This is a genomic window from Mesorhizobium sp. LSJC269B00 (genome assembly GCF_000502815.1).
GTDB lineage: Bacteria > Pseudomonadota > Alphaproteobacteria > Rhizobiales > Rhizobiaceae > Mesorhizobium.
Genome location: NZ_AYVN01000015.1, coordinates 43277 through 66293, shown reverse-complemented (window position 1 = coordinate 66293; position 23017 = coordinate 43277). Strand labels below are relative to the sequence as shown.

The following is a 23017-nucleotide window of genomic DNA, read 5'->3' as shown; positions in this document are numbered from 1 at the left end:
CTGCTCTTTTTCGGCCGGTTGCTTCCGGCCTTCCCAACCCATCCAGACTCTATCAGGAATAATTTGCGACTCTATTAAGGCGCGAAACTGACGGCAAGGGCAACCTGCAATAATTTTCGGCTTGGCGGCGGCTTGGACTCCGCCATGCTGCGATGCACACGCAGGGGTGGTGACCTAACTCGTCATGCGCTTTATACTACAGTAGAACCTACAATGTTGATTAGTATTTTACTTGATTAATTTAGCAAAGCCAGTGATTCGAAAATCAGTTAAAGCCGTTCCCTCTGCGGCAAAGGACGATTTGCCCAAAACCCGCCGAAAAAAGGCATTACATTTCCTACGGTTGCTAATTATTCGTCACAAACCCGCCATAAAGGGCAAAATTTGGGCAAGGAGCGTTTATTATTTAGTCAATTCCTGACGTGACTATTTCAGCCATATGGGAAATTGTGTGTTGCGCTGCAGCATTTTTTTGGTATCGTGGCATAAACCATCCGTTCAACGTATGGAGCTTTTGCATGAGGGACGTTGCCAAGTCGGCCAATGCGGCATTTTCGCATGTCGGCGTAGATTTTCCGCCACCCATCGGCGGGCTGCTGAAGCGCAGTTTCGATATTTTCGGTTCACTTGTCGGCCTGGTGGCGCTTAGCCCGCTGTTCCTGATGGTGGCCCTTCTGGTCAAGCTTTCCGACGGCGGCTCGATCTTCTACGGCCACAAGCGCATCGGACGCGGTGGGCGGATTTTCCCCTGCCTCAAGTTCCGCACCATGGTCGAAGACGGCGAACGTGTGCTGGCCGCCTATCTCGCGGCCAATCCGGAAGCCAACGCCGAATGGATCGCGACCCGCAAGCTGAAGAACGATCCGCGCGTCACCCGCGTCGGCGCCGTTCTGCGCAAGCTCAGCCTCGACGAGCTGCCGCAGATCATCAACATCCTGCAGGGCGACATGAGCCTTGTCGGGCCTCGCCCGGTGGTGCGCGACGAGCTTGAGATCTACGGCAGCGCCGCGGTCTATTATTTGAAGTCGCGGCCGGGCCTGACCGGGCTCTGGCAGGTCAGCGGACGCAACGATGTCTCCTATGACAGTCGCGTCGCGTTCGACCGTCACTATGTCGAGAACTGGTCGCTGTTCGAAGACGTTCGCATCATCCTCAAGACCGTGCCCGCGGTGTGGATGTCGCGCGGTTCCTACTGACCGACCGCAACTGGTCAGCAATCGGGCCGGCACGGCCCGAAGCCAATCCGGTCCAAAGCTATTCGGCGATGGGCCGGTCTCGCATTGCAGCCATAGTGTTCTGCCAGGTTCCGAAGGAGGCACTCGGCAGCAGGCCTATCGGGCGGATGGGGCCAAAACGGATCGGAAACGTCAGTTGAAAACAGACATATCAGCGTATTTTCGCCTTGCCGGCCCGATGCGGCCGGCACGGCTCGTCGCCACGTGCCTCGCTCTGTCGCTCGCGGTTCCGGCCATGGCCGACGAGTACCGGCTCGGCTCGCAGGACAAGCTCAACATCCGCGTCGCCGAGTGGCAGACGGTGGAAGGCACGTTCCGTGACTGGTCGGCGGTAAACGGCGAATATTCGGTCGGTCCAGCCGGCAATTTGTCGGTGCCGTTCGTCGGCGAACTGCCGGCCGCCGGCAAGACCACTTCAGAAGTTGCGGCCGCGATCAGCGTCGCCCTGCAGCGCAAGCTTGCCTTGTCGGACAAGCCGGAAGCCTCGGTGGAAATGGTGCAGTTCCGGCCGTTCTACATCTCGGGCGAGATCCAGACGCCTGGCCAGTTTCCCTATGTGCCGGAGCTGACCGTGCTCAAGGCGATCAGCATCGCCGGCGGCATCCGGCGCAACGCCGATTTGAGCACCCAGCTCGGCAAGGACCTGATCACCGCCAAGGGCAATTTCGACATTTATGACGACCAGCGCGTGCGGTTGATCGTCAAGCGTGCCCGCCTCGATGCCGATCTCGCCGGCAAGGAGAGTTTCGAGGCGCCTAAGGAAGTCGAGGGCGACCCGCGCCTGGCGACAATCGTCTCCGACGAAATGCAGATCCTGATCTCCGACCAGAAAGCGTTGAAGCTGAAGCTGCAGGCGCTTGACGATCTGAAAGGGGTCCTGCAGTCCGAAATCGAGGCGCTGCAGAAAAAGATTGTCAACCAGCAAAAACAGGTCGACTTGGCGCAGCAGCAGGCGGACAGTATCGGTCCGCTGGCGCAAAAGGGCCTGGTCGCCAACGCACGCCTGCTTTCCTCGCAACAGTCGGTCACCGATCTGCAGGGCAAGATCCTGGACTATGAGACGGCGATCCTCACCGCCAAGCAGTCGGTCAGCAAGGCGACGCAGGATGCCATCGATGCCCAGAACACGTTGAACTCGAGACTTGCCGCCGACCGGCAGCAGGTCGAAGCAGACCTCAACGAAGCCGCACTCAGGGTCAACATGCAACAGGGCCTGATGGCCCAGGCATCGGACCCGGCCACGACCGCCGCCATCACAAACAACAATGAAGGGCCGGCGCTCATCTATTCGCTGGTGCGCGTGACCGACGGCAAGACCAGCGAGATCGACGCCAAGGAAGATACGCCGGTGCTGCCGGGCGACGTCATCAAGGTGAAGCTGGCGCCGACGGCCAGCCAGTAACCTGTTTGTTTGGAGCAATTCCGGACGGAAAACCGTTTCCCACTTTTCCCGGAATTGCTCTAGCGCTCGGGCTCGCTCGGCGAGGCCCGCGCGATGGAGGCGGGAGGAACCAGTTCGGCTCGTTCGCGCCAGGGTGCGGGCGGGAACTTCCGTTTTTCGACCGCTTGAAGGCATTCCATGCAGCCCGCCGCACCGCGCCACGTCTACCTCAATCTCGATGCCATCCGCGGCGTCGCGGCGATCAGCGTCATGCTCTACCACTTCTCGCCGTTCCTGGCCGCCGGCAAGGTGCTGCCGTCGAGCTATCTGGCGGTCGACCTGTTCTTCCTGCTCAGCGGCTTCGTCATCGCGCATGCCTATGACCGCAAGATCGAAAACGGCATGGGCTTCGGCACGTTCGTGGCGATCCGCCTGATACGCCTCTACCCGCTCTACCTCGCCGGCACGCTGCTCGGCTTCTTCTATCTTATGGTCAAGAACCGGCTGATTCCGGCGGAATACATGCCGATCTCCGAGATCGGCACCATGCTGACGACCGGCATGTTCTTCATCCCGCTGGTCAGCGATGCCTATCACACGATCTTTCCGCTCAACCCCGCGTCGTGGTCGCTGTTCTTCGAGCTGATCGTCAACATAGCCTATGTCGCCGTCTTCTTCCTGCTGACGAAACGCGTGCTGAGCACGCTCATTGCCGTCAGCCTGGTGTTGCTGGTGGTCGTCTCTATCATTGCCGGCACCCTCGACTTCGGCATGACCGGATCGACCATCATCAGCGGCCTGCCGCGCGTCTGTTTCTCGTTCTTCCTGGGCGTGCTGCTTTGCCGGTCCATGACACGCTATCAAAGCGGGCTCGGCTTTCTGCGGCGCGGCTGGTGGATAGAGGCCGCGATCGCACTGACGCTCGTTGTCTTTGCCATCGCGCCGGTCGGCGGCGCGCGCGTCGCCTACGATCTCGCCTGCGTCGTCTTTGTTTTCCCGGCGCTGGTGGTGGTCGGCACTATTGCGCCGACGGCGCCGCGCCTGTCAGGCCTCTATGGCTGGCTGGGGCGGATTTCCTACCCAATCTACATCATCCACACGCCGCTGCTGATGATCATCGCCGGGGCGGGCAAGGCCGCAGCGATCGACCCGTTCGCGCATCATCCCTGGTTCGGCATCGTCATGGCGGTTTCCGTCATCGTCATCGCCGACATCGCCACGCGCCTCTATGACGAGCCGTTGCGCCGCTTCCTGCAGCGGCTGATGCTGCGCAAGCGCGCCGTCGCCTGAGATAAGCAAGTCAGACGCGCGCCGGCATGCGGCCGTTGGCGGTGTTCTCGTCCGGCACCGGAACATAGGCCCGCCTTGCCCTGGCGAGCGGCACCGGGCGCAGCTTGAACAGGCCGTAATAGACGATGAACGAGGCCATGAAATAGGGGCCGAGGATCTCGACCTCGAAGAAGGAGCGGATCAGCATCATGCCGACCGCGCCGGCGAGCACCACTGAATCGGCGCTCCAGTCACCGAACACCACCTTCGAAACATGGCCCCAGAAGGAGCGCAGGATGATCAGCGCCAGCATCGTCACGCCGATGAAGCCGAGCTCGACCAGCGTCTCGATATAGGTGTTGTGGAAATGGAAGCCGGTGCGGGTGGAGATGTAGAACTCGGCCCAGAGCCGTTCCGGATCGGCAAAACCCTGGATCCAGTAGGCGGCATAGCCATAACCGAGCACCGGACGCTGCTGCGCGGCGGCCCAGCCCTGTTCCCAGAGATAGGTGCGGCCGGTCAGCGTCGAATCCTTGCCGAAGATGCCGAGCACGACATCGAGCAGGCCAAGGTTCAGCGCAGCCATCACACCGCCGACCAGCGCGGTAGCGCCGACGACGAACAGCACGCGGCGGTAGCGGCGTGACAGAACCTTGCTCATGGCAAGCAAGGCAACGACACCGATCACCGCCGGAAGCGAAGCGACCGACGTCGCCGAGTGGGCGATCGCCAGCATATAGACCGACAGCAGGATGATCGGCGCGGTCCAGACGAAGCTCATCCAGTTGCGCCGGTAGAAGGCCAGAAAAGCGAAGCAGAAGAAGATGCCAAGCGAGGCGAAGAAGCCGATCTGGTTCTTGGAGCCGAAGGCGCCGACGAAATTGGTGGTGCCGTCGATAGTGTCGAGCGCATAGGCGCCAACCTTCAGCGAATACAGCAGCACGATGAAGATGCCGATTAGCGAGCCCAGCACCAGCGTGCGCGTGCTGATGGTGCGCGCCGCGATGTAGGCGCACAGCATGTGGGAGAAATATTGCAGCCCCGCCCGCGCGCTGGTGCCGGCCGCTTGCGACCAGAACAGCGACAGGCAGACATAGGCCGCAAACAGCAGCGGCAGCCAGGCGCTGGAGAGATCGCGGGCGAAACGCCGGTAATCGACGAACAGCAGCGGCAGCCATACCAAATAGTAGGCGAGGATCAGGATCTGGCCGAAATTGGTGGAGTAGGCGAAGGCAAACACCGACACCGCAACGGCGAAGGCGGCATAGGCCTTGTTGTTGTCCGGATCGATCAGAATGGATTTCGGGATCTTCATATCCGTACCGGATTTCTCATGCTACCGCCTTTCGGCTGGGCTTAAGCGCCCATGGTCGGCTTTTCTGCGTCAGGTCCGCCCTTACATGCGAGATCGCCGGAACCTGCCCTTGCCGGACCCGATCAGCGGGCATCCATTGTGCAGTGCACAATATAACCTCTATCGCCTGTCACTCAATGGTAAATTTGCCGCGAGGGGTAAAGTTGCCGCGGGCAGGGCAAAACGACCATGCAACCGACAAATGGCGTTAATACGGCTCGCTCGTTTGAAAATTCAAGCGGTGACAGCTACCACAGCGCTCCGCCGGTGACCTGAATGTTTTCCATGGTGATGCCCTTGGCCAGATCCGAGCACAGGAACACGGCTAGTGCCGCGATTTCCTGCGGCTGCAGCATGCGCTGCTGGGGATTGCCCTTGGCGATCTCGGCCATCGCTTCCTCGGCGGTTCTGCCCTTGCCCTCACGCTCGACGACCTGCGCCACGTTGCGGCGCATCAGTTCGGTCTCGACCCAGGTCGGGCTGATCATGACGCAAGTGACACCGTGCGCGGCGCCTTCCAGCGCTACACAGCGGGTAAGGCCGAGCAGCCCGGCCTTCGAGGCGCAGTAGGCCGGGTTGTCCTTCCAGCCGACGGAAGCCGCCGTCGAGCCGATGTTGACGATACGGCCCCAGCCGCGCTCGATCATGCCGGGCAGCACAGCTCGGGTGACGCGGAACGCTCCGCTGAGATTGGTGTCGACGATCTTGTCCCACAGCGCGTCGGAATGGCCGCAGACCGGCTGTTCGGCGGTGGTGCCCGCGGCATTGACCAGTATGTCGGCCGGGCCGATGGCGGCCTGCACGTCGGCTGCAAACCGGTTGGTCACCTCGCTGTCGCGGACATCGAGATGGGCGGCACAAACCCTGGTGCCGTGTGCCGACAGGGCCAACCGCACGCCCTCGAGTTCATCGGCGCCGGGATAGTAGGCGGCGTCGGATCTGTCGGCGCCGGCGGGCGCGATGTAGGAGCCGACGGCGACATTGGCGCCGGCTTGCGCCAGGGCCGTAGCAATGGCGAAACCCATGCCGGAAAACCCGCCGGTGACGATGGCGCTGCGACCGGAAAGGTCTGTCATGGTGGGCAGTCTCCGATGCGACGTACGATGCGTTTATTCATAGTCCGTCGCCGGCTAGGAGCGCTACCTTGCCGGCAACGCGGCCGTAACATCGAGTTTCGCTAAAGCGGTTTGCCCAGCCACTCGCGGTAGAAGCCTTCGAGATCTGGCTCGAAATCATGGACGATCGGGTAGCCCGGCGCCGCCGCTTCCACTTCGTGCATGGTGCCGCATTGTGGACAGATGAATTCGCGAATTTCCATCCATTGCGGATCGGGAATATCGCTGTTGGGATAGATCTCGCGCAGCGCTTCCTCGGTGTTTCGCACGTTGATCGCGGCCTTGAGCTTCCAGTTCTTGCGGTAGTCGCCGAAGGAGTGGCCGCATTCGCAGCGGGTGATCCGTTCATCGCCGCTTTGGCAGATGAAGAGGTGATCCGAGACCGGCAGCAGGATCGGGTCCTTCCATGCGACACGGTCCTGATAGACGGCGAGCATCTTGAAGAAGCGGTCGTCGTCCTTGTAGGCGCTCATGATGCGCTTTGTCTGCGGCCAGGGCAGCTTGCCGGCTGAGAGATCGCCGAGGACTTCCTTGCTGTATGAGGTCATGGCTTTGCTCCCGGCATGAAGATCGATCTGGCGTCGACGGTCCAGAAATCACTGAAATCCCCGGTGAAGCGCGACGATAGCTTGATCGCGCTGGCATACATTTTCTTCACCTCGGGCGCGAAGTCGGCCTTCTCGACACGGCCGCGTTCGGCAGCGATCCAGTCCGAAACCGGGATCGCCTTGGCCAGACGCTCTCTGCGCATGGCGGCACGACGTTCGACGGTGGCGTCGATATCGGCAACCGGATAACCCTCGGCGTCGTCCTTCAGCACGATGCCGAAAATCTGGACCGCCGCCTGGCGGGTGAGAAAACCGTTCTCGACATCCCAGGCGGTCTTGACCGGATCGCGCTCCAGCACGTCGCCGTAACCGCCGCCACCATTGTAGGAATGGCTGAAGATGTCCCCCGACTTGTGCGGCGAGGTGATGTAGGGGCCTTCGACCACGGCATGGTCGCCGCCGATGTTCTTCTCGTAGTCGGAGACATGCGGATCGATACCTGGGGCATGCGCGAGCGGTTCGCCTTTTGCCGCCAGTTCGTGGATGTTGGAGTTGCGCACCGCGCGATGCTTCTGGCAGGTCGGCGCGGGATAACCGCCGCACATGCCGCCATTGTCGAATACCCGCGAGGAGTGTTCCGAGGTGTGCAGTCGCAGGTGCGAGGTCTTGTTGATCAGCCAGGTCGAGACGAAGGAACAGCCGCCGCGATATTTGCCGGCGCCCCCTGAATTGGGCACGATCGAGCGGCCGATATAGACCATCGGCATCGACTGTTCCCAGACCTCGATATTGCCCATGTCGGATTCCGGATTCCAGCCGACATAGGCGGTGTCGAGGCCATCGGCGATGGCCAGCGCGCCGGAGCCGGCGGCGGCGCATTCGAAATGCGCCATGCCGAACGACGTGCCGTACTGGCTTTCGCCGCCCATCTCGATCATCGGGCTGTTGACCTGGCCAACGAAGGCTTCCTCGACGAAGCCGCGCGCGACGAAGCCGCGCGACAAAAGGCGCTGGAACACGCCATAGGCCGGCAGCAGCAGCGCCCAGGATGTGGCGGTCGCCACCATCTCATTGTCGGGGTTGGTCCAGGTGCCGTGCGGCAGCTTCAGCTCGGTCGCCATCCAGGCGCCGTCATTGACCAGGCCCTCGAAATTCATGTGCTGGGTCAAGGTGACGAACATGCCGCCATCCATGCCGGCCGGCGTGCAGTTCATCGAATGGTAGCCCCAGGGCTGCGTGCCCTCGAAGTCCATGGTGATCTTGCCGTCGGTGGTGATCTCCATCTCGATCGGGATGTTGTAGAGCCAGTCGGGATCGCCAAGCAGCTGGAAGCCGGGCTTGCCCGCCGTGACATGGCCGTAGAACGTGTGGCCGCGATAGATGCCGGGCACGGTGAGCTGGCGGGTGCGGGCAAGCTGGGCGCGACGGCCCTCCTCGATAAACTCCTTCGACACCTTCATCCAGTAGTCGAGGCCGATCTCGGAGATCAGCTGCTTGACGCTTTCGCGCATGTCGATGCAGGAGGCAACCTTGGCCTTCTCGTCGAGCACCCAGTAGATCGGCATGCGCAGATTGCGCTCGCAGCGGATGACGTAGTCGCGGCGGATCTCGTCATTCTCGCCGATCTTTTCGGCGCAGACGAACAGGCCTTCGGTGAAGCGCTCCTGCGCCAGGCAGACGTCGCCGCCGGGCGTGATGCCGCCGGCCTCCAGCTCGTGGCAGACGGCACCTGCCCAGCCGACCAGCGTGCCTTCATGAAAGATCGGCACCACGTCCATGACGTCGGGCACCTGCACGGTGCCGATGAAGGCATCGTTGTTGGCGAAGATGTCGCCTTCGCGGATCTTCGGGTTTTCCTCGTAATCGTTCCTGATCATCCATTTGATAAAGCGGCTCATCGTGTGGACATGCACCATGATGCCGTTGGAGAGCGCAATGGCGTCACCCTCGGGCGTATAAATGGCGACGACCATTTCGCCGACCTCGCGCACACCGGGCGAGGCCGAGATGCGGCGCGCCATCTCGCGTGCCGATACGCAATAGGCGCGCAGCTTGGTGTGCAGCGTCTCGAATTTCAGCGGGTCCTGGTTGCGCAGCGTGAGCTCGGTGATGCCGTCATAGCAGCCGGTCTCTTCCATCAGCCGTTCTGAATCGAGCAATCGTTCGCGAAGGCGCAGGGCCGAGGCAGGTTTGTCCAACATGGCGGTGCCCTTTCAAGAATGGGTGTAATGCAGCAGCGTCCACTCATCGACGTGGACACGGTCCTGCGGATGAACTACGAGCGTGGTGGCGGGATGTTCGATGATGGCCGGACCGATCACCTCATGGCCGGGCTGCAGTAGGTCCATCTCGTAGAGATTGGCCTTGTGCCAGCGTCCCCCGATATAGGCCTCGCGCACGCCCTTGTGCGCTGCTGCCGGGGCCGACTTGCCGAGCGGGCGCTTCAAGAGCACCGGCTTGACCTTGTCGGCGGTGGCGATCAATCCGAGCTCGGTGATGGTGAAGCCGGCTTCGCCATAGCGCGAAACGCGATGGTTGACCTTGGCGTAGACCGCCTCGAACTCGTCGATGACCCTACGCATGTCGTCAGCCGAATTGACCTCGGCAAGCGGTGCCATGACCTCGACATCCTCGAGCTGGCCGGTGTAGCGCATCATCAGGAACGGCACGGTCTCGATCCTGTCTCTGATATGGCCGTCGCTGATCATCTCGTCGACCGCCGCCTTGGTGAGATCATTCCAGACGTCGGTGACCTTCTTGCCGAAAGCGAGCAGCTCGTCATCGCTTGCGCGGGCGCCGATGTCGTGCTGCGTCGAGACCGAATGCCGACGCATGAAATCGGCGGTGGTGCAGCCGAAGGCCGAGAAGGCGGCGGCAAACTGGAAGGTGATGATGTCCTTGAAGCCGATGCCCCTGGAGCAGCCGGCCAGATGCAGCGGACCCGAGCCGCCATAGGACAGCAGCGTGAATTCCGAGGGATGGATGCCCTGGCCGGAGATGACCCGGCGCAGCGCGTTGTTGGCATCGGCTTCCAGCATGTCGATCATGCCTTCGGCAGCCTCCTCGACACCGACGCCAAGGATGCTGGAGCATTTTTCCTCAAACGCTTTGCGCGCCTTCTCGACCTGCAAGACGACCTTGCCGCCGAGGAAATAATACGGGTTGAGGCGGCCTAGTATGGCGTCGCAATCGGCGATGGTGGGTTCAGTGCCGCCCTTGGCGAAGCAGATGGGGCCGGGGTCGGAACCGGCGCTTTCCGGCCCGAGCGAGACTTTCTTGGTCAGCGGGTCGACCTTGAGGATCATGCCGGCGCCGGCGCCGATCGTGTCGAGATGCAGCGTCGGCACGTTGAGCTTGAAACGGTCCATCAGCGGCTCGTTCTCGATCCGCGTCTGGCCGCGCGAAATGACGCCCATGTCGAAGGAGGTGCCGCCCATGTCCGAGCAGATCAGGGAGTCGTTGCCGATGAGCTTGCCGACATAGGCCGCGCCGAGAATACCGCCGATCGGGCCGGAAATCATGGTTTCGTGCAGGCGCGGATGGTTGATTGAGGTCAGGCCGCCAAAGGACAGCAGCGTCTGCACGCCGTATTTGAAGCCGTATTTTTTCGAAACGTCCTCGATACCCCTAAGCTGCTTGCGGCCGCGCGACGTCGCGTAGGCTTCGATCAGCACCGAGTTCAGCCGCGACTGTTCGCGGATGACCGGGCGGACCTCGTGGCTGGTGTAGATGAGGATGTCGGCGCCGGCTTTCAGCACCTCCTCGCGGCATATCTCGGCGATGCGCTTTTCGTGCACCGGATTGACGTGCGAGAAGATGGTCATGATGCAGATCGCCTCGACCTTGTCGGCAATCAGCTTCCTGGCCGCAATCGCGACTTCATGCTCGTAGAGCGGCAGCACGATGTCGCCGAACTGGTCGATGCGCTCGGTGACGCCATGGGTGCGACGGCGCGGCACCAGCGGATCGGGATGATGGTGGGTCACCGCATGCAGCCGGTCGGCATAGGAATAGTCGGCCCAGGCCTGCAGGCCGCGGCCCATCAGGATCATGTCTTCCAGACCCTTGGTGGTGATCAGGCCGAGTCGGCGGCCGGTGCGCGACAGCAGCGTGTTGAGCATGCCAGTGCCGGAATAGAGCACGACGTTGACGCCGGAAAAGAGCTGCTCCAGCGAGATGCCCCAGGCATCGGCCGCATCCTCGGCCGAGGCCAGGAAACCCTCGGCCTCGTTCTTCGGCGTGGTTGCCGACTTGCCGATCTTGAAGTGGCCGTCCTGGTCGACAAGGATCGTGTCGGTCATGGTGCCGCCGGCGTCGATGCCGATGACGATTGGATTGCCGACGATGGGGCTGGTGAGGTTGGGTTGGGTCACGGTCGCCTCAGGATTGCTCTAGGATGGCTCAAGCTAGATTCCTTGGGCGGCCTTGCGCCATATGCCAAAAGACACAATGACTGCCGGACCGGGATCGCCGAGAAAAGGGCATGCGCATGGGCAATATCTGGGGGCCGCTCGCCAGGGCGATTGCCGCCACCGGTACGGACAGGCATGTCGACTGCCTGATTGACCTGATCGGCGCCGATATCGAGCACGATCTCGTCACCGTGACCCGATATTCGGCGACGCAGACGCCGGAATTCATCAAGCACCGGCGCTTCTCCGACGAGATGGTCCGGCGCTATCTCGATAATTACTACGTCTTCGACCCGTTCTATGCCTCGTGGCGGCGTGAGCAGAGGCTGGGCATCCTGCCGCTGAAGCGGCTTGCCGATGACGAGGCCAAGCGCGGCCAGTACATAGCGGGCTTCCTGGCGCAGTCGGAAATCTGCGACGAGGTCGGCATCATGCTGGCCGATGGCGGCGACTGGTGCCTCGGCATCTTCCTCGACCGCTCGACCTCCACCTTCAAGGAGAGCGAGATCGCCCTGCTGGACGAGCGGCTGCCGGTGTTCGAGGCCTTGCATGCGCTCGACATCAAGGCGCGCGGCACCGAGTTCTCCCGCACATCGGCGCCGACCGGCCCCGGCGCCTCGCCCCGGCAGGAGCCGACCATCCCGGCGAGCCTGTGGCCGGAGCTGTCGCTGCGCGAGCGGGAATTGGTGCAGTTGATCCTGGCGGGACATCCGACCGCCAACATCGCGGAACGGCTCGGCATCGCCGTCGGCACGGTGAAGAACCACCGCCGCCGCATCTACGAGAAGCTCGACATCACCACCGAACGGGAGCTGTTTTTGCAGTTCTTCCAGCATCGGGCAGACGGTTAGTCCGCCATCGATATGGCCGTCAGTCGTGCAATTGCCTGGAAATCGGCGGGCCGACAGTAAAGCCGGAGAATGTTACCTCAAACCCTTCGCGCTGCGGCGAGCAGCACATCATGCCGACATCGACGGATTTGGAGATCGGGAAATAAGCCAGCCGCACCGGCTTCCACTTGCCGTCGATGGTATCAAGATACTGGACGCGGATCGCCTCGGCGTGACGGGTCAGCCGGATGCGGACGCCGTCGGGATCGTTGGGAATGCTGAGCAGCGACCAATCGGAGGTGTCGTTGGTGACGACGACAGAGAAATACGCCAGCCCGTCGGTATATTCGATGCCGGCCTTGATCCAGTGCGTTTCGCTCAGCCGCAGCATCAGCCCGGCCTGGTCATAGAGCACCTTGTAGTCGCCCTTGACGGTGACTTCGGCGCTGAAGTCGCCCTCGACCGACCGGTAGAGGAAATGGCCATTGTCACGCCAGAAACCGTAGAAGGTTTCGCGCCAGAAGTCGGTTTCCTTGCCGGTGCGCACATGCACCGTAGTGTCACCGACAACATGATGCGGCGGCGGGTTGAGCCAGGTCAGTTCCTCTTTCGCCGAAGTCACCTATACACCCGCCGATCAGCCGGCAAAGGTATAGGCTGTCTTCACCGTTGTGTAGAACTCCGCGGCGTAGCGGCCCTGCTCGCGTGGGCCGTAGCTCGAGCCCTTGCGGCCGCCGAATGGAACGTGAAAATCGACGCCCGCCGTCGGCAGATTGACCATCACCATGCCGGCTTCGGAGTTGCGCCGGAAATGCGTGGCATGCTTGAGGCTCGAGGTGCAGATGCCGGACGTCAGGCCGAAGGGCGTGTCGTTGGCAACCGCCAGCGCCTCGTCATAATCCTTGACACGGATGACATTGGCGACCGGCCCGAAGATTTCTTCGCGCGAAATGCGCATGGCGTTGGTGCTCTGGGTGAACAGTGCCGGCCTGAGGTAGAAGCCGGGCGTTTCGCGATCGAGCCGCTCGCCGCCGAAGGCGAGGTTGGCGCCTTCCTGGCTGCCGATGGCGATATAGTCCTCGTCCTGCTTCAGCTGGCTCGCATCGACGACGGGCCCGATCTGGGTCTTGGCATCAAGCGCATCGCCGATGACGAGTTTTTCCAGGCGCTCCTTGAGCACGGCAACGAAGCGGTCATGAATGCCTTCGGTCACCACCAGGCGCGACGAGGCCGTGCAGCGCTGGCCAGTCGAGAAATAGGCGCCGTTGATGGCGCACTCGACCGCCGTGGCGAGGTCGGCGTCGTCGAGCACGACCATCGGATTCTTGCCGCCCATTTCGAGCTGGAACTTGCGCATGTGCTCGACGCTTGCCGCGGCCACGCGTTTGCCGGTGCCGACCGAGCCGGTGAAGGTGATGGCGTTGAGGTCGGGGCTGTCGAGCATGGCCTGGCCGACCACCGAGCCCTTGCCCATGACCAAATTGAGCACGCCTTTCGGCAGGCCGGCGCGGTGCAGGATGTCGACAATGGTCCAGGCGCTCTCCGGCACCAATTCGGCCGGCTTGAAGACGATGGTGTTGCCGTGGGCCAACGCCGGCGCGATCTTCCAGGTGGGGATGGCGATCGGGAAATTCCACGGGGTGATGATGCCGACGACGCCAACGGCTTCGCGGGTGATCTCGACGCCGACGCCGGGCCGAACGCTGGGTACCAGTTCGCCCGACAGGCGCAGCGTCTCGCCGGCGAAGAAATCGAAGATCTGGGCGGCGCGGATGGTCTCGCCAATGCCTTCGGCCAGCGTCTTGCCCTCTTCGCGCGACAGCGCGCGGCCGATCTCTTCCTTGCGCGCCATGATCTCGTCCGACGCCTTTTTCAGCACGGCATGGCGAACCAGCGGCGCCGAACGCGACCAGGCCGGGAAAGCAGCCTTGGCCGCCGCGATGGCCTGCTTGGCCTGTTCGGCACCGGCCGAGGCATATTCGCCAACGACATCGCCGGTATCGGACGGGTTGATGTTGCGCGAGCCGGCTTCGCCCACCCACTCGCCATCGATCAGATTTTTACGAAACAGGGTCATGTCGCGGTTTCCTTGTATTGGTTCGCTGGGGGTGCCGTATGCCTGAATCATTTATCAGACAAATGACGACACTGTGAGGCCTGACGTCTAGCTGCGGACTGGATAGCCGATGGCGCGCTGCTGTGAAAGCCGCGACCTCAAAACGGACGATATGAAGCAGGCCGCTGTCAGCTCGGAAAAGTCCAGAACAGGCAAGCCAGCGTTGCCGCGGCGAAGATGACGAAGAACAGGCTTCTGAGCAGGATGTTACGGCGCAGCTCGTTCATGGTGAAATGACAGCCGACGATTGCCGCGGCAAACAGAAAGCGCCAGTTGAGCAGCGCCCATAACACACTGCTCTGGCCGAAGGCCCAGCGGGCGACGAGGCAGCCGACAATGGTCGCGAACAAGGCGATCACCGCCCAGAACAGCGCGTCCGCCGCATGGGTGAGCACGATGCCGGCGGCGCGGATCGGCAGGATCATCATCAGCATGGCGCTGAAGAAATAGACGGCGGCGAGCGGCAGGAACGAGCCAGCATCGGCGATGCCGTCCAGCCGCCGGACCCCGATCGCGCCATAGGGATAGCCGTGCCGGGCAACCGCCAGGCTGAGCGCCATGAGCAATGCGGTGAACACCGCGACCAGTGCGAATGTGGAGAGAGCCTTGCTCATGCCGTTCCTTGTTCTGATGCCCGATCCGGGCCGAATCACAAGGAGCGATTTTAGCGCACGGTCCTGAATTGCGCGTCAGCTTTGGTGAGCGCCGATCTTCACCGGTCGCTGTTTTCGAAGGCGCCCATGCCTTGCGCGATCAGATTAGTGGCCATGACCAGCGAGACGATGGCCGCCGAGTTGAAGATCACCACCCACCATTTGCCGCCGGTCAGGAAGCCGTAGCCGTCGGCAACGGCCAGCCCCCAATCGGCGGAAGGCGGCTGGATGCCGAGGCCGAGGAAGCTCAGCGTCGCGATCGAGAAGAAGGCGTACCCAAGCCTTGTGACCAGTTCGATGAGGATGGTTTCCCTGACATTGGGCAGGATCTCGAGGAACATGATGGAAAGAGCGCTCTCGCCGCCGAGACGGGCGGCGCTGACATAGTCGCGGTCGCGCTGTTCGCGCACGGCGGCGCGCACCGTTCGCGCCACCAGCGGCGCATAGGCGATGGCGATCACCAGGATGACGGTGAGGTTGGACGGCCCGAGCGCGACCAGCGTCATGGTGACGAGCACGATGAAGGGAAAAGCCATCAGCGTGTCGAGCAGCCTGGCGCCGATGGCGTCGATCAGCCCGTCGAAATAGCCGAGCACGAGGCCAAGCACGCTGCCGGCGGCAACGCCGAGCAGTGTTGCTGCCGGCGCGACCAGCAGGATGTCACGCGAGCCGACGACGATGCGCGACAGCACGTCACGACCGAGCTGGTCGGTGCCGAACCAGTGCGCCGCGTCGGGCGGCGCCAGCATGACGAGGAAATCCTCGGCATAGGGATCGTAGGGCACAAACAGGCTGCCAAACACGGCACAGCCGACCCAGAACAGCAGGAGCAGCGAGCCGATGATGACCGAGGGCGGCAGCTGCGAAACAGTCTCGCGGATGCGACTTGCTGCCCGCCAGCCCAGCGTACGGCGCTCCGGCAATTCCATCAGTTCCATCATGGCGAGACACGGCGGCGCTGCCGCGGATCGAGCAAGGCATTCACGAGATCGCCTGCCGCGGCCGACAGCACGAAGATGGTCGCCATGACCAGCACGCCGGCTTCGAGCATCGGGAAGTCACGCGACTTGGCGGCGTTGAGCACCAGATTGCCGAGACCCTGTATGCCGAACAGCGCTTCGATGACCACCAGCCCGCCAAGCATGTAACCGGTCTGCGTCGCGAGCACGGCGATGGTCGGCGTCAGCGCATTGCGCAGCACGTGCCGGATGAGGATTTCGCGACGCTCGAGGCCTTTCAGGACGGCGGTGCGCGTATAGTCGGCGGCCAGCGCCTCGATCACGCCGGCCCGCGTCATGCGGGCGATGTAGCCGGCAAGGTTCAGCACCAGCGGCAGCGCCGGCAGGATCAGGTAATAGCCACTGACCCAGAGCCCGGCGCCATCGGGAGCAGCGCCCGTGATCGGGAACCAGTTCAGCCACAGGCCGAAGACGATGAGCAACAGCAGGCCGGAGACGAAGTCCGGGACAATGCCGAAGGACACGCCGGCGAGTACGATCAGGCGGTCGATAAAGCGGCCCTGGTTGAGACCGGCGACGATGCCGGCGCCGATGCCCAGCGGCAGCAGAAAGACGAGGATAATTCCGGCAAGGGCCGCCGAGCGCTTGAGGCTTTCCAGAACGAAGGGCGCCACCGGCAGACGCAGCGACAGGGAGGTGCCGAAGTCGCCTGACAGCACGCTGCTGAACCAGTGCCAGTATTGCACGAGCACCGGCTGGTCGGCGCCGAGCTGCCTGTTCAGCGCCGCGACGGCCTCGGCATCGGCGAACGGCCCGAGCATGAGGCGACCGACATCGCCGGGCAGAACCTGCCCGGCGAAGAACACCAGCATGCTGACCAGCCACAGCGTGAGCAGAAGCGAGGCTGCCCGCACCGACACAGTGCGGCCGGTCAGCATCGGATTTTAGTGCCCGGAGTGGCTGGACGTCTCGCAATCATGCCTGGGCGAACGTCACGCGGTCGAGCAGCAGATGCGAGATCGCCGTGAAGCGGACGCCCTCGACCTTCGACGAGACGATGCGGCTGTATTGCGAGAAGTAGCTGATGATCAGCGGCGTCTCGTCCAGCAGCAAGGTCTGGATCTTGCCCGCGGCAAGGCGTTGCGCCTGAAGGTCGCGGGCCTTGCCATATTCGAGCAGCAGCCCGTCATAGGCCGGGTTGTTGAAATGCGCCGCATTCCAGGCGCCCGAACTCTTCAGCGTCGCGTTGAGGAAGATGTCGGGCGTGCCGCGATGTCCGAAATCGGTAATGCCGAGATTGGAATCGAGCCATGGCGACGAGCCGAACTTCGCCGAGCCATAATAGGCGTCCTGCGGCAGCACGTTGAGCTTGATGTCGATGCCGGCCTTCTTGGCAAAATTCTGGATCAGCACGGCATAATCGGGAATGTCATAGGCGCGCTCGGTGGTCAGCGTCACCGGGAAGCCGTTCGGCACGCCGGCCTCGCCAAGCAGGCGCTTGGCCTCGGCGATGTCCTGCTTGCGCTGCGGCACCGACGGATCGGCCGAGGGGAAGATCGGCGCAAACGGCGTGTCGTTGCCGACAATGGCGCGGCCCTTGAGCAAGCCCTTGACCACCGCCTCGCGATCGATGGTGAGCGCCAGTGCGCGGCGGATGCGCTTGTCGGTGAACGGCGCCTGGTCGGTCCGCAGATGCACCTCGTCATGCGAGCTTGCCTGCACGCTGAGCAGCTTGAAGTTGGGATTGCCCTCGATCGCCAATTCCAGCCGGGTCGTGCTCGGGATGACGTCGAGCTGGCCGGCCTGCAGCGCCAGCACCTGCGCCTGCTCGTCGTCGAAGAACTTGATTTCGACGCGGTCGGGCAGCGCCTTGTCGCCCCAATAGTCAGGGTTGCGCACGAAGCTGGCGCCCTGCTTGGGGCGGAAGGATTCGAGCTTGAACGGGCCGGTGCCGTTGAAATTCTTCTCGAAATCGCCGGCATAGTCGGCCGGCAGGATGACGGCATTGTAGACGTCGGAGGAGACATAGAAGGGGAAGTTGCTGTTGGGCCCGTCGAGGTCGAAGGCGACTGTCTGGTCGTCGACGACCTTGGCGCCGCCCTTGGACAGGATGCCCTTATAGGCCGACAAAGCGGACGAACCGCTGGCCGGATCGACCAGCCGCTCGAAGCTCGCCACCACATCCTTGGCGGTGACGGTGCGGCCGTCGTGGAATTTCACGCCCGGCCGCAATTTGAAGGTCCAGCGGCTGGCGGTCTCGTCGGCCTCCCACGACAGAGCGAGCTTGGGCTGCAGACCGTCCTTGGGATCGTCGAGGATGAGATATTCGCCGACCTGGCTGATGACGCCGATGCTGGCCGGATCGGTGATAGAGACGGGATCGATCGCCTTGGTCGGCTGTCCGAGCCCAACGCGGACCGTGCCGCCGGCGCCGGCAGCGCGCGCCGTGCCGAAACCAACAAGTCCCTGCGAGGCGGCAAAGCCGGTGAGGCCGATCAAGGCTGCGTATTTTAGGAGATCGCGGCGCTTGAGGAAGCCGGCCTGGTGCTCATCGACGGCGACGTTCCAGATGTCGCCGGACAGATTGCGAAGCGTATCGATATCGTTGCGTTTGGTCATTTTGAAACCCCTGTCTGAAATGACTGTTGAATGGCTTAAGCGACTGGTTCGCCGTCGAGATGGATGCGGTCGACGGCTTGCGGGTAGAAGGCGATGAGGCCCCTGATCTTGGGCATTTCGGCAATGGGATCGCGGTAGCTCCAGGCGATATCGGGGCTTACCGAGCCGTCGGCGCGCAGGCCCGACCAGTAAGAGGCAATGCCCTTGTAGGGACAGCGCGTCGTGCTGTCCGAAGCGGTCAGCCGGTCGAGCCTGACATCGTCCGGGTGCAGGTAGAAACGCGTCGGCAGATGCGTTTCGAACAGAAGCACCGGGCGATGGCTGTCGGCGATCAGTTCGCCGTCGAACCAGATCTGGACGTGACTTGAACTCTGCAGCACATCGATGCGTGCGTATGGATCGCGGGCGTGGACGAAGACCTCTTCTTCCTCCTCGAACCATTGGTCGACCGCCTTCCAGGTGAAGGCGATACGCCCGGCCAGCGGCGACAGATTTTCATCCGGCGGCGCGACAAGCGACCAGGCGGCGTTGGGCGAAGCTTTTTCTCTCGTCTCCAGGTTCCAATAGGTGGTTTCGCCACCGACGGGATGGGGCTGGCTATGCTCGGACGGCTTCAAGAGCGAGCGGTCCACCGAGGAGGCCGGGAAGAAATAGATCGGCAGAAAATGGTTGGAGCGCAGCACCAGGACGTTGCGGCTGTCGGCGATGGTGCGGCCGGCGAATTTGACCCGAATGCGCTTGGGGCTGTGCAGAACATTGATGAGCTGCGGAGCCGTGGCTTCGCGGGGCTGAAGTTTTGGCGCTCCGGTCATATCAGTTGCCCCAAGTCAGGATACGGCGCGCACATTGTCGCGCTGTTCGGCGAAGCGGTTGGCCGGCCGAGCCAGGCCGAAACGATCACGCAGCGTCCCCGGCGCATATTCGGTGGGGAATACGCCGCGGCGCTGCAGTTCCGGCACGACCTGCTCGGCAAAATTCACCCAATCCTCCGGGAGCAGCGGGAACATCAGGTTGAAGCCGTCGGCGGCACCTGCCTCGAGCCAGTCCTGCAGCTGATCGGCGATCTGGTTGGGCGTGCCGACGACGGTCGGCACCGAACCGCTGTTGGCGAGCTTGCGAGCGATCTCGCGCAGAGTGAGGTTCTGCTTCGACCATTCCTTGACGCGGTTCAACGAAGTGCGGCCACCATTGAATGTGCTTTCGTCCGGCAGCGGCGGTAGCGGGCCGTCCGGCGGGAAGACTGAGAGATCGACACCGCTCCAGCTCGAGAGAAGGTCGATGCCGACCCGATCGGGAAGCAAGCTCTGCAGATACTCTTGCCGCTCGCGTCCCTCTGCTTCGGAAGCTGCGACGATCGGCAGGATGCCCGGCAGGATCTTGAAGCTCTCGGGCTTGCGGCCGTAACGGGCGAGGCGCTCGTTGATGTCCTGCCTATATTTGATGCCGTCTTCCTTGGTGCTGTAGATGGCAAAGTGCGCATCGGCGTGCGCGGTAGCGAAATTCTTGCCGTCTTCGGACGAGCCGGCCTGGACGATCAGCGGATGGCCCTGCGGCGGGCGCGAGACATTGAGCGGTCCGCGCACCTTGAAATGCGGGCCCTTGTGGTTGATCGCATGGACCTTGTCGGGATCGGCGAAATAGCCCGATGCCTTGTCGATCAGTAGCGCCTCGTCTTCCCAGCTGTCCCACAGCGCCTTGACGATATCGAGGAATTCGGTGGCGCGCTCATAGCGAAAGGCGTGCTCGATATTGCCGTCGCGGCCGAAATTGCGGGCCTCCTCGTCCATGGCCGACGTCACCACATTCCAAGACGCCCTGCCCTTGCTGATATGGTCGAGCGAGGCAAACATGCGGGCGACGTTGTAGGGCTCGCTGTAGGAGCTCGAGGCGGTTGTGATGAGGCCGATATGCCTGGTCACGCCGGCAAGCGCCGACAACAGCGTCAGCGGTTCCAGGCGGGCATTGGCGTAATGGGCTACGCCGCTCTGTACGGAATCCCAGATCGCGACATGGTCGGCGACGAAGATCGTATCGATCCTGGCGCGCTCGGCAGACTGGACGAGATCGCGGTAGAAGTCGAAGTCGAGCACTTCGCGGCCGGGCGCGCGCGGATGGCGCCATGACATACGATGATCGCCCTGCGGGTTGAAGAAAAACGCGCTGAGGATCATGTGGTCGCGTGCCATGTCGGCCTCCTTGCAGAACTGCTCCAAGGGACCGTCGCGACGCCTCGACCGGCTGCGACAATCTCTCCTGAGCGATGAAAGGTAGATTGCGCTCCAGCTTAATTCGAGTAATTTTATAGAGATTGTGCGGCGCGAAAGCGGAAGCGATTGCCCTCGAAGACCGCGCCGAAAGAAAGTGGTTTCAGCAAGACATGTCGTCATCGGTTCTGAACGTCGAGCAGCTCACCGTCGCCTATGATGGACGCCGGGGATCGCATCCGGCCGTCAACGGCGTGTCGCTCACCATCGGCGAAGGCGAAGCGCTCGGCCTTGTCGGCGAGTCCGGCTCGGGCAAAAGCTCGGTGGCACTCGCTATTCTGCGCTATCTGCCGAATAACGCCCGGATCGCCGCGTCGGCGCTCGAGTTCCAGGGCCGCGAGATCCGCAATCTCTCCGGCGAACAGCTGCGCCGGCTAAGGGGCGATCGCATCGCGGCCGTCTACCAGCATCCGGGTGCGGCGCTCAATCCGGCCATGACGATTGGCCGGCAGATCACCGAGACGATCATGCGGCATCGCCCGGTTCGGCAGGACGAAGCACGCACCCGCGCCGCCGAGCTGCTCGGCCGCGTCAGGGTGAGCAATCCGGAGCGGGTGCTCGATCTCTATCCGCACGAATTGTCGGGCGGCATGCAGCAGCGCGCCAACATCGCGATTGCCATTGCGCTCGACCCGTCGCTGCTGGTGCTGGATGAGCCGACGACGGCGCTTGACGCCAGCGTCCAGTCCGAGATCGTCGCCATCCTGCAGGACTTGCGCCGCGATCACCAAACCAGCGTTCTGCTGATCAGCCATGACATCAACATGGTCCGCCGGGCCTGCGATCGGGTGGCCGTGATGCAGTCGGGGACGGTGGTCGAAAGCGGCATCGCCAACGATGTCTTCGAGAACCCTGTTCACGCCTACACCAAGGCGCTGATCGCCTCGATCCCGGCGCTCAACTTCACCAAGCGCGACGGCAGGCTGGCCGAGATGCACACAACCGGCCCGTCGAAGCCTGTCCGCAGCGATCAACCGGAAGCCGCACGTCCGATCGCCGTCGCCTGCAAAGGCATCAGCCACGCCTTCGGCTCCCAGGCCGTCCTGCACGATATCGACCTGGAGATAGCCCAGGGCGAGACGTTCGGGCTGATCGGCGAATCCGGCTCCGGCAAGTCGACATTGGCAAGGATCGTGACTGGCCTCCAGACGCCGGACGCTGGGTCGGTCGAGCTGTTCGGCAGCACTGTCGCGCCGCGCGTCGAGAAAAGAAGCCTGAGCGAACGGCGCGACGTGCAGATGGTGTTCCAGTCACCCGACCGCACGCTCAATCCGCGCCAGCGGATCGGCAGGATCCTCGGCCGTCCGCTGCGGCGGCTCGCCGGCTTTAGCCGCAGCGAGGTGAAGCAGCGTGTCGGCGATCTCCTGGCCTCGGTTCGTCTTGCCGCTACGACCGTCGACCAGAAGCCGAGATCGCTGTCTGGTGGCCAGCGCCAACGGGCGGCGATTGCGCGCGCCTTTGCCGGCGTGCCGAAGCTCGTGGTGTTGGACGAGCCGACCTCTGCGCTCGACGTTTCCGTGCAGGCGACCGTGCTCAATTTGCTCAACGACCTGCAGCGCGACAAGGACACCACCTATCTGTTCATCAGCCACGACCTCAGGGTGGTGCGCTATATGGCCGACAGGATCGGCGTGCTCTATCGCGGCCGGCTGGTCGAGACGGGATCATCCGAGCAGATTTTCCGTGGCCCCAACCACCCCTACACGAAGCTGCTTCTGGCCGCGTCCTCGGATGAGACGGCGCCGAGGGCTCCGGCTCAGCTCCACGTCGCGGCACACGATGCCGAGACCTCCGGATGCTCCTTTGCCGCCCGCTGTCCTGTCGCGCTGCCCGATTGCCGAAAGGCGCAACCACCCGTCAGGCAGGCCGGCGACGGTCATCTGATCGCCTGCTGGAGAGACGCAAGCAGTCTCTGATTGCGAAGCGGGCAACTGACAAGCCTTCTTTCGAGGAGATGTCCCCCGGCCGATGCGGCCGGAGGACAGGCTTGGGAGGCGCCTGACGTCGGCTGGAAATTTCCGGCGATGGTTTTGACCAGCGTCGATTTGCCGGCGCCATTGTCGCCCATCAGGCCGAGAACCTCGCCCTCATTGATGTCGAGCGAGACATTGTCCAGCGCGCGGACGGCACCGAAATCCTTCACGATGTGTTCGAGACGCGCTAGAACCGGCATCGCATCCTCCCATGCCAATTTGTAAGTTTCTGATACAAATCATCGTTTGAAACTTGGGTCAATGCCTGGGAATGCTGAATATTTGTTGC

At 62.8% G+C, this 23017-nt stretch carries 18 protein-coding genes and 1 pseudogene; 5 read left to right on the top strand and 14 right to left on the bottom strand.

The annotated features are described in order from the left end of the window. Window positions 1–518: 518 nt before the first annotated feature. From X771_RS139655 to X771_RS139665, 3 genes are all read left to right on the top strand, one after another. Window positions 519–1196: a sugar transferase gene (locus tag X771_RS139655; protein WP_023668816.1), complete on the top strand. Its 678-nt coding sequence runs from the start codon at window positions 519–521 to the stop codon at window positions 1194–1196. Between the two features lie 217 nt (window positions 1197–1413). After that, window positions 1414–2637, top strand: coding sequence for a polysaccharide biosynthesis/export family protein (locus X771_RS139660; RefSeq protein ID WP_023689979.1), 1224 nt, complete (start codon window positions 1414–1416; stop codon window positions 2635–2637). A 177-nt stretch (window positions 2638–2814) separates the two neighbouring features. Further along, on the top strand, window positions 2815–3906 hold the full coding sequence (locus tag X771_RS139665) for an acyltransferase (RefSeq protein WP_023689978.1): 1092 nt from the start codon (window positions 2815–2817) through the stop codon (window positions 3904–3906). A gap of 10 nt (window positions 3907–3916) precedes the next feature. Here the strand turns inward: X771_RS139665 and X771_RS139670 are convergent, their stop codons facing one another. The 5 genes from X771_RS139670 to X771_RS139690 form a co-directional block, all read right to left on the bottom strand. After that, window positions 3917–5200, bottom strand: coding sequence for an O-antigen ligase (locus X771_RS139670; RefSeq protein ID WP_023689977.1), 1284 nt, complete (start codon window positions 5198–5200; stop codon window positions 3917–3919). A gap of 287 nt (window positions 5201–5487) precedes the next feature. Next, on the bottom strand, window positions 5488–6315 hold the full coding sequence (locus tag X771_RS139675; protein WP_023668820.1) for an SDR family oxidoreductase: 828 nt from the start codon (window positions 6313–6315) through the stop codon (window positions 5488–5490). A 101-nt stretch (window positions 6316–6416) separates the two neighbouring features. After that, window positions 6417–6902: an acetone carboxylase subunit gamma gene (locus X771_RS139680; protein WP_023668821.1), complete on the bottom strand. Its 486-nt coding sequence runs from the start codon at window positions 6900–6902 to the stop codon at window positions 6417–6419. Further along, entirely contained in the window at window positions 6899–9103 is a 2205-nt protein-coding gene (locus X771_RS139685) for a hydantoinase B/oxoprolinase family protein (protein ID WP_023689976.1), read from the bottom strand. Before X771_RS139685 ends, X771_RS139680 begins: the two co-directional genes overlap by 4 nt. A gap of 12 nt (window positions 9104–9115) precedes the next feature. Then, window positions 9116–11275, bottom strand: coding sequence for a hydantoinase/oxoprolinase family protein (locus X771_RS139690; protein WP_023689975.1), 2160 nt, complete (start codon window positions 11273–11275; stop codon window positions 9116–9118). A gap of 110 nt (window positions 11276–11385) precedes the next feature. Between X771_RS139690 and X771_RS139695 the strand changes: the two genes are divergently transcribed. Next, window positions 11386–12165 (top strand): helix-turn-helix transcriptional regulator, encoded by a 780-nt coding sequence (locus X771_RS139695; RefSeq protein ID WP_023684245.1) that lies wholly within the window; start codon window positions 11386–11388, stop codon window positions 12163–12165. A gap of 19 nt (window positions 12166–12184) precedes the next feature. Here X771_RS139695 and X771_RS139700 read toward each other — a convergent pair whose 3' ends face one another. The 8 genes from X771_RS139700 to X771_RS139735 all read right to left on the bottom strand — a co-directional run bounded on the left by X771_RS139700 (window position 12185) and on the right by X771_RS139735 (window position 20677). Continuing rightward, on the bottom strand, window positions 12185–12766 hold the full coding sequence (locus tag X771_RS139700; protein ID WP_023689974.1) for a DUF1349 domain-containing protein: 582 nt from the start codon (window positions 12764–12766) through the stop codon (window positions 12185–12187). A 15-nt stretch (window positions 12767–12781) separates the two neighbouring features. After that, window positions 12782–14221: an aldehyde dehydrogenase family protein gene (locus X771_RS139705; protein WP_023711273.1), complete on the bottom strand. Its 1440-nt coding sequence runs from the start codon at window positions 14219–14221 to the stop codon at window positions 12782–12784. 167 nt (window positions 14222–14388) lie between these two features. Continuing rightward, window positions 14389–14874 (bottom strand): hypothetical protein, encoded by a 486-nt coding sequence (locus tag X771_RS139710; protein ID WP_023668827.1) that lies wholly within the window; start codon window positions 14872–14874, stop codon window positions 14389–14391. 98 nt (window positions 14875–14972) lie between these two features. Beyond that, window positions 14973–15854 (bottom strand): ABC transporter permease, encoded by an 882-nt coding sequence (locus tag X771_RS139715; RefSeq protein ID WP_023689972.1) that lies wholly within the window; start codon window positions 15852–15854, stop codon window positions 14973–14975. After that, window positions 15851–16810, bottom strand: coding sequence for an ABC transporter permease (locus X771_RS139720; RefSeq protein ID WP_023689971.1), 960 nt, complete (start codon window positions 16808–16810; stop codon window positions 15851–15853). Before X771_RS139720 ends, X771_RS139715 begins: the two co-directional genes overlap by 4 nt. Before the next feature lie 37 nt (window positions 16811–16847). Beyond that, window positions 16848–18491 carry an ABC transporter substrate-binding protein gene (locus X771_RS139725; protein WP_023689970.1) on the bottom strand — a complete coding sequence of 548 codons (1644 nt, stop codon included), beginning with the start codon at window positions 18489–18491 and terminating at the stop codon, window positions 16848–16850. Between the two features lie 35 nt (window positions 18492–18526). Further along, complete coding sequence (locus X771_RS139730; RefSeq protein ID WP_023689969.1) at window positions 18527–19303, bottom strand: DUF427 domain-containing protein; 777 nt, start codon at window positions 19301–19303, stop codon at window positions 18527–18529. Window positions 19304–19318: 15 nt separating this feature from the next. Further along, a complete protein-coding gene (locus tag X771_RS139735) occupies window positions 19319–20677 on the bottom strand; it encodes an LLM class flavin-dependent oxidoreductase (protein ID WP_031203165.1) in 1359 nt (452 codons plus the stop codon). A gap of 191 nt (window positions 20678–20868) precedes the next feature. On the opposite strand from X771_RS139735, the gene X771_RS139740 reads away from it, so the two are divergent. Beyond that, entirely contained in the window at window positions 20869–22671 is a 1803-nt protein-coding gene (locus X771_RS139740) for an ABC transporter ATP-binding protein (protein WP_031203163.1), read from the top strand. A 77-nt stretch (window positions 22672–22748) separates the two neighbouring features. Here the strand turns inward: X771_RS139740 and X771_RS1000000167415 are convergent. Then, a pseudogene (locus X771_RS1000000167415) lies at window positions 22749–22928 on the bottom strand (ATP-binding cassette domain-containing protein); the annotation flags it as partial. Window positions 22929–23017 lie beyond the last annotated feature (89 nt).

Excerpts from the sequence above, each read along its gene's own strand:
- X771_RS139685 (WP_023689976.1), bottom strand. The coding sequence starts at position 9,103 with ATGTTGGACAAACCTGCCTCGGCCCTGCGCCTTCGCGAACGATTGCTC.
- X771_RS139715 (WP_023689972.1), bottom strand. The coding sequence starts at position 15,854 with ATGATGGAACTGATGGAATTGCCGGAGCGCCGTACGCTGGGCTGGCGG.
- X771_RS139735 (WP_031203165.1), bottom strand. The coding sequence starts at position 20,677 with ATGGCACGCGACCACATGATCCTCAGCGCGTTTTTCTTCAACCCGCAG.
- X771_RS139720 (WP_023689971.1), bottom strand. The coding sequence starts at position 16,810 with ATGCTGACCGGCCGCACTGTGTCGGTGCGGGCAGCCTCGCTTCTGCTC.
- X771_RS139740 (WP_031203163.1), top strand. The coding sequence starts at position 20,869 with ATGTCGTCATCGGTTCTGAACGTCGAGCAGCTCACCGTCGCCTATGAT.
- X771_RS139680 (WP_023668821.1), bottom strand. The coding sequence starts at position 6,902 with ATGACCTCATACAGCAAGGAAGTCCTCGGCGATCTCTCAGCCGGCAAG.
- X771_RS139670 (WP_023689977.1), bottom strand. The coding sequence starts at position 5,200 with ATGAAGATCCCGAAATCCATTCTGATCGATCCGGACAACAACAAGGCC.
- X771_RS139675 (WP_023668820.1), bottom strand. The coding sequence starts at position 6,315 with ATGACAGACCTTTCCGGTCGCAGCGCCATCGTCACCGGCGGGTTTTCC.
- X771_RS139665 (WP_023689978.1), top strand. The coding sequence starts at position 2,815 with ATGCAGCCCGCCGCACCGCGCCACGTCTACCTCAATCTCGATGCCATC.
- X771_RS139695 (WP_023684245.1), top strand. The coding sequence starts at position 11,386 with ATGCGCATGGGCAATATCTGGGGGCCGCTCGCCAGGGCGATTGCCGCC.
- X771_RS139705 (WP_023711273.1), bottom strand. The coding sequence starts at position 14,221 with ATGACCCTGTTTCGTAAAAATCTGATCGATGGCGAGTGGGTGGGCGAA.
- X771_RS139710 (WP_023668827.1), bottom strand. The coding sequence starts at position 14,874 with ATGAGCAAGGCTCTCTCCACATTCGCACTGGTCGCGGTGTTCACCGCA.
- X771_RS139730 (WP_023689969.1), bottom strand. The coding sequence starts at position 19,303 with ATGACCGGAGCGCCAAAACTTCAGCCCCGCGAAGCCACGGCTCCGCAG.
- X771_RS139660 (WP_023689979.1), top strand. The coding sequence starts at position 1,414 with ATGCGGCCGGCACGGCTCGTCGCCACGTGCCTCGCTCTGTCGCTCGCG.
- X771_RS139655 (WP_023668816.1), top strand. The coding sequence starts at position 519 with ATGAGGGACGTTGCCAAGTCGGCCAATGCGGCATTTTCGCATGTCGGC.
- X771_RS139725 (WP_023689970.1), bottom strand. The coding sequence starts at position 18,491 with ATGACCAAACGCAACGATATCGATACGCTTCGCAATCTGTCCGGCGAC.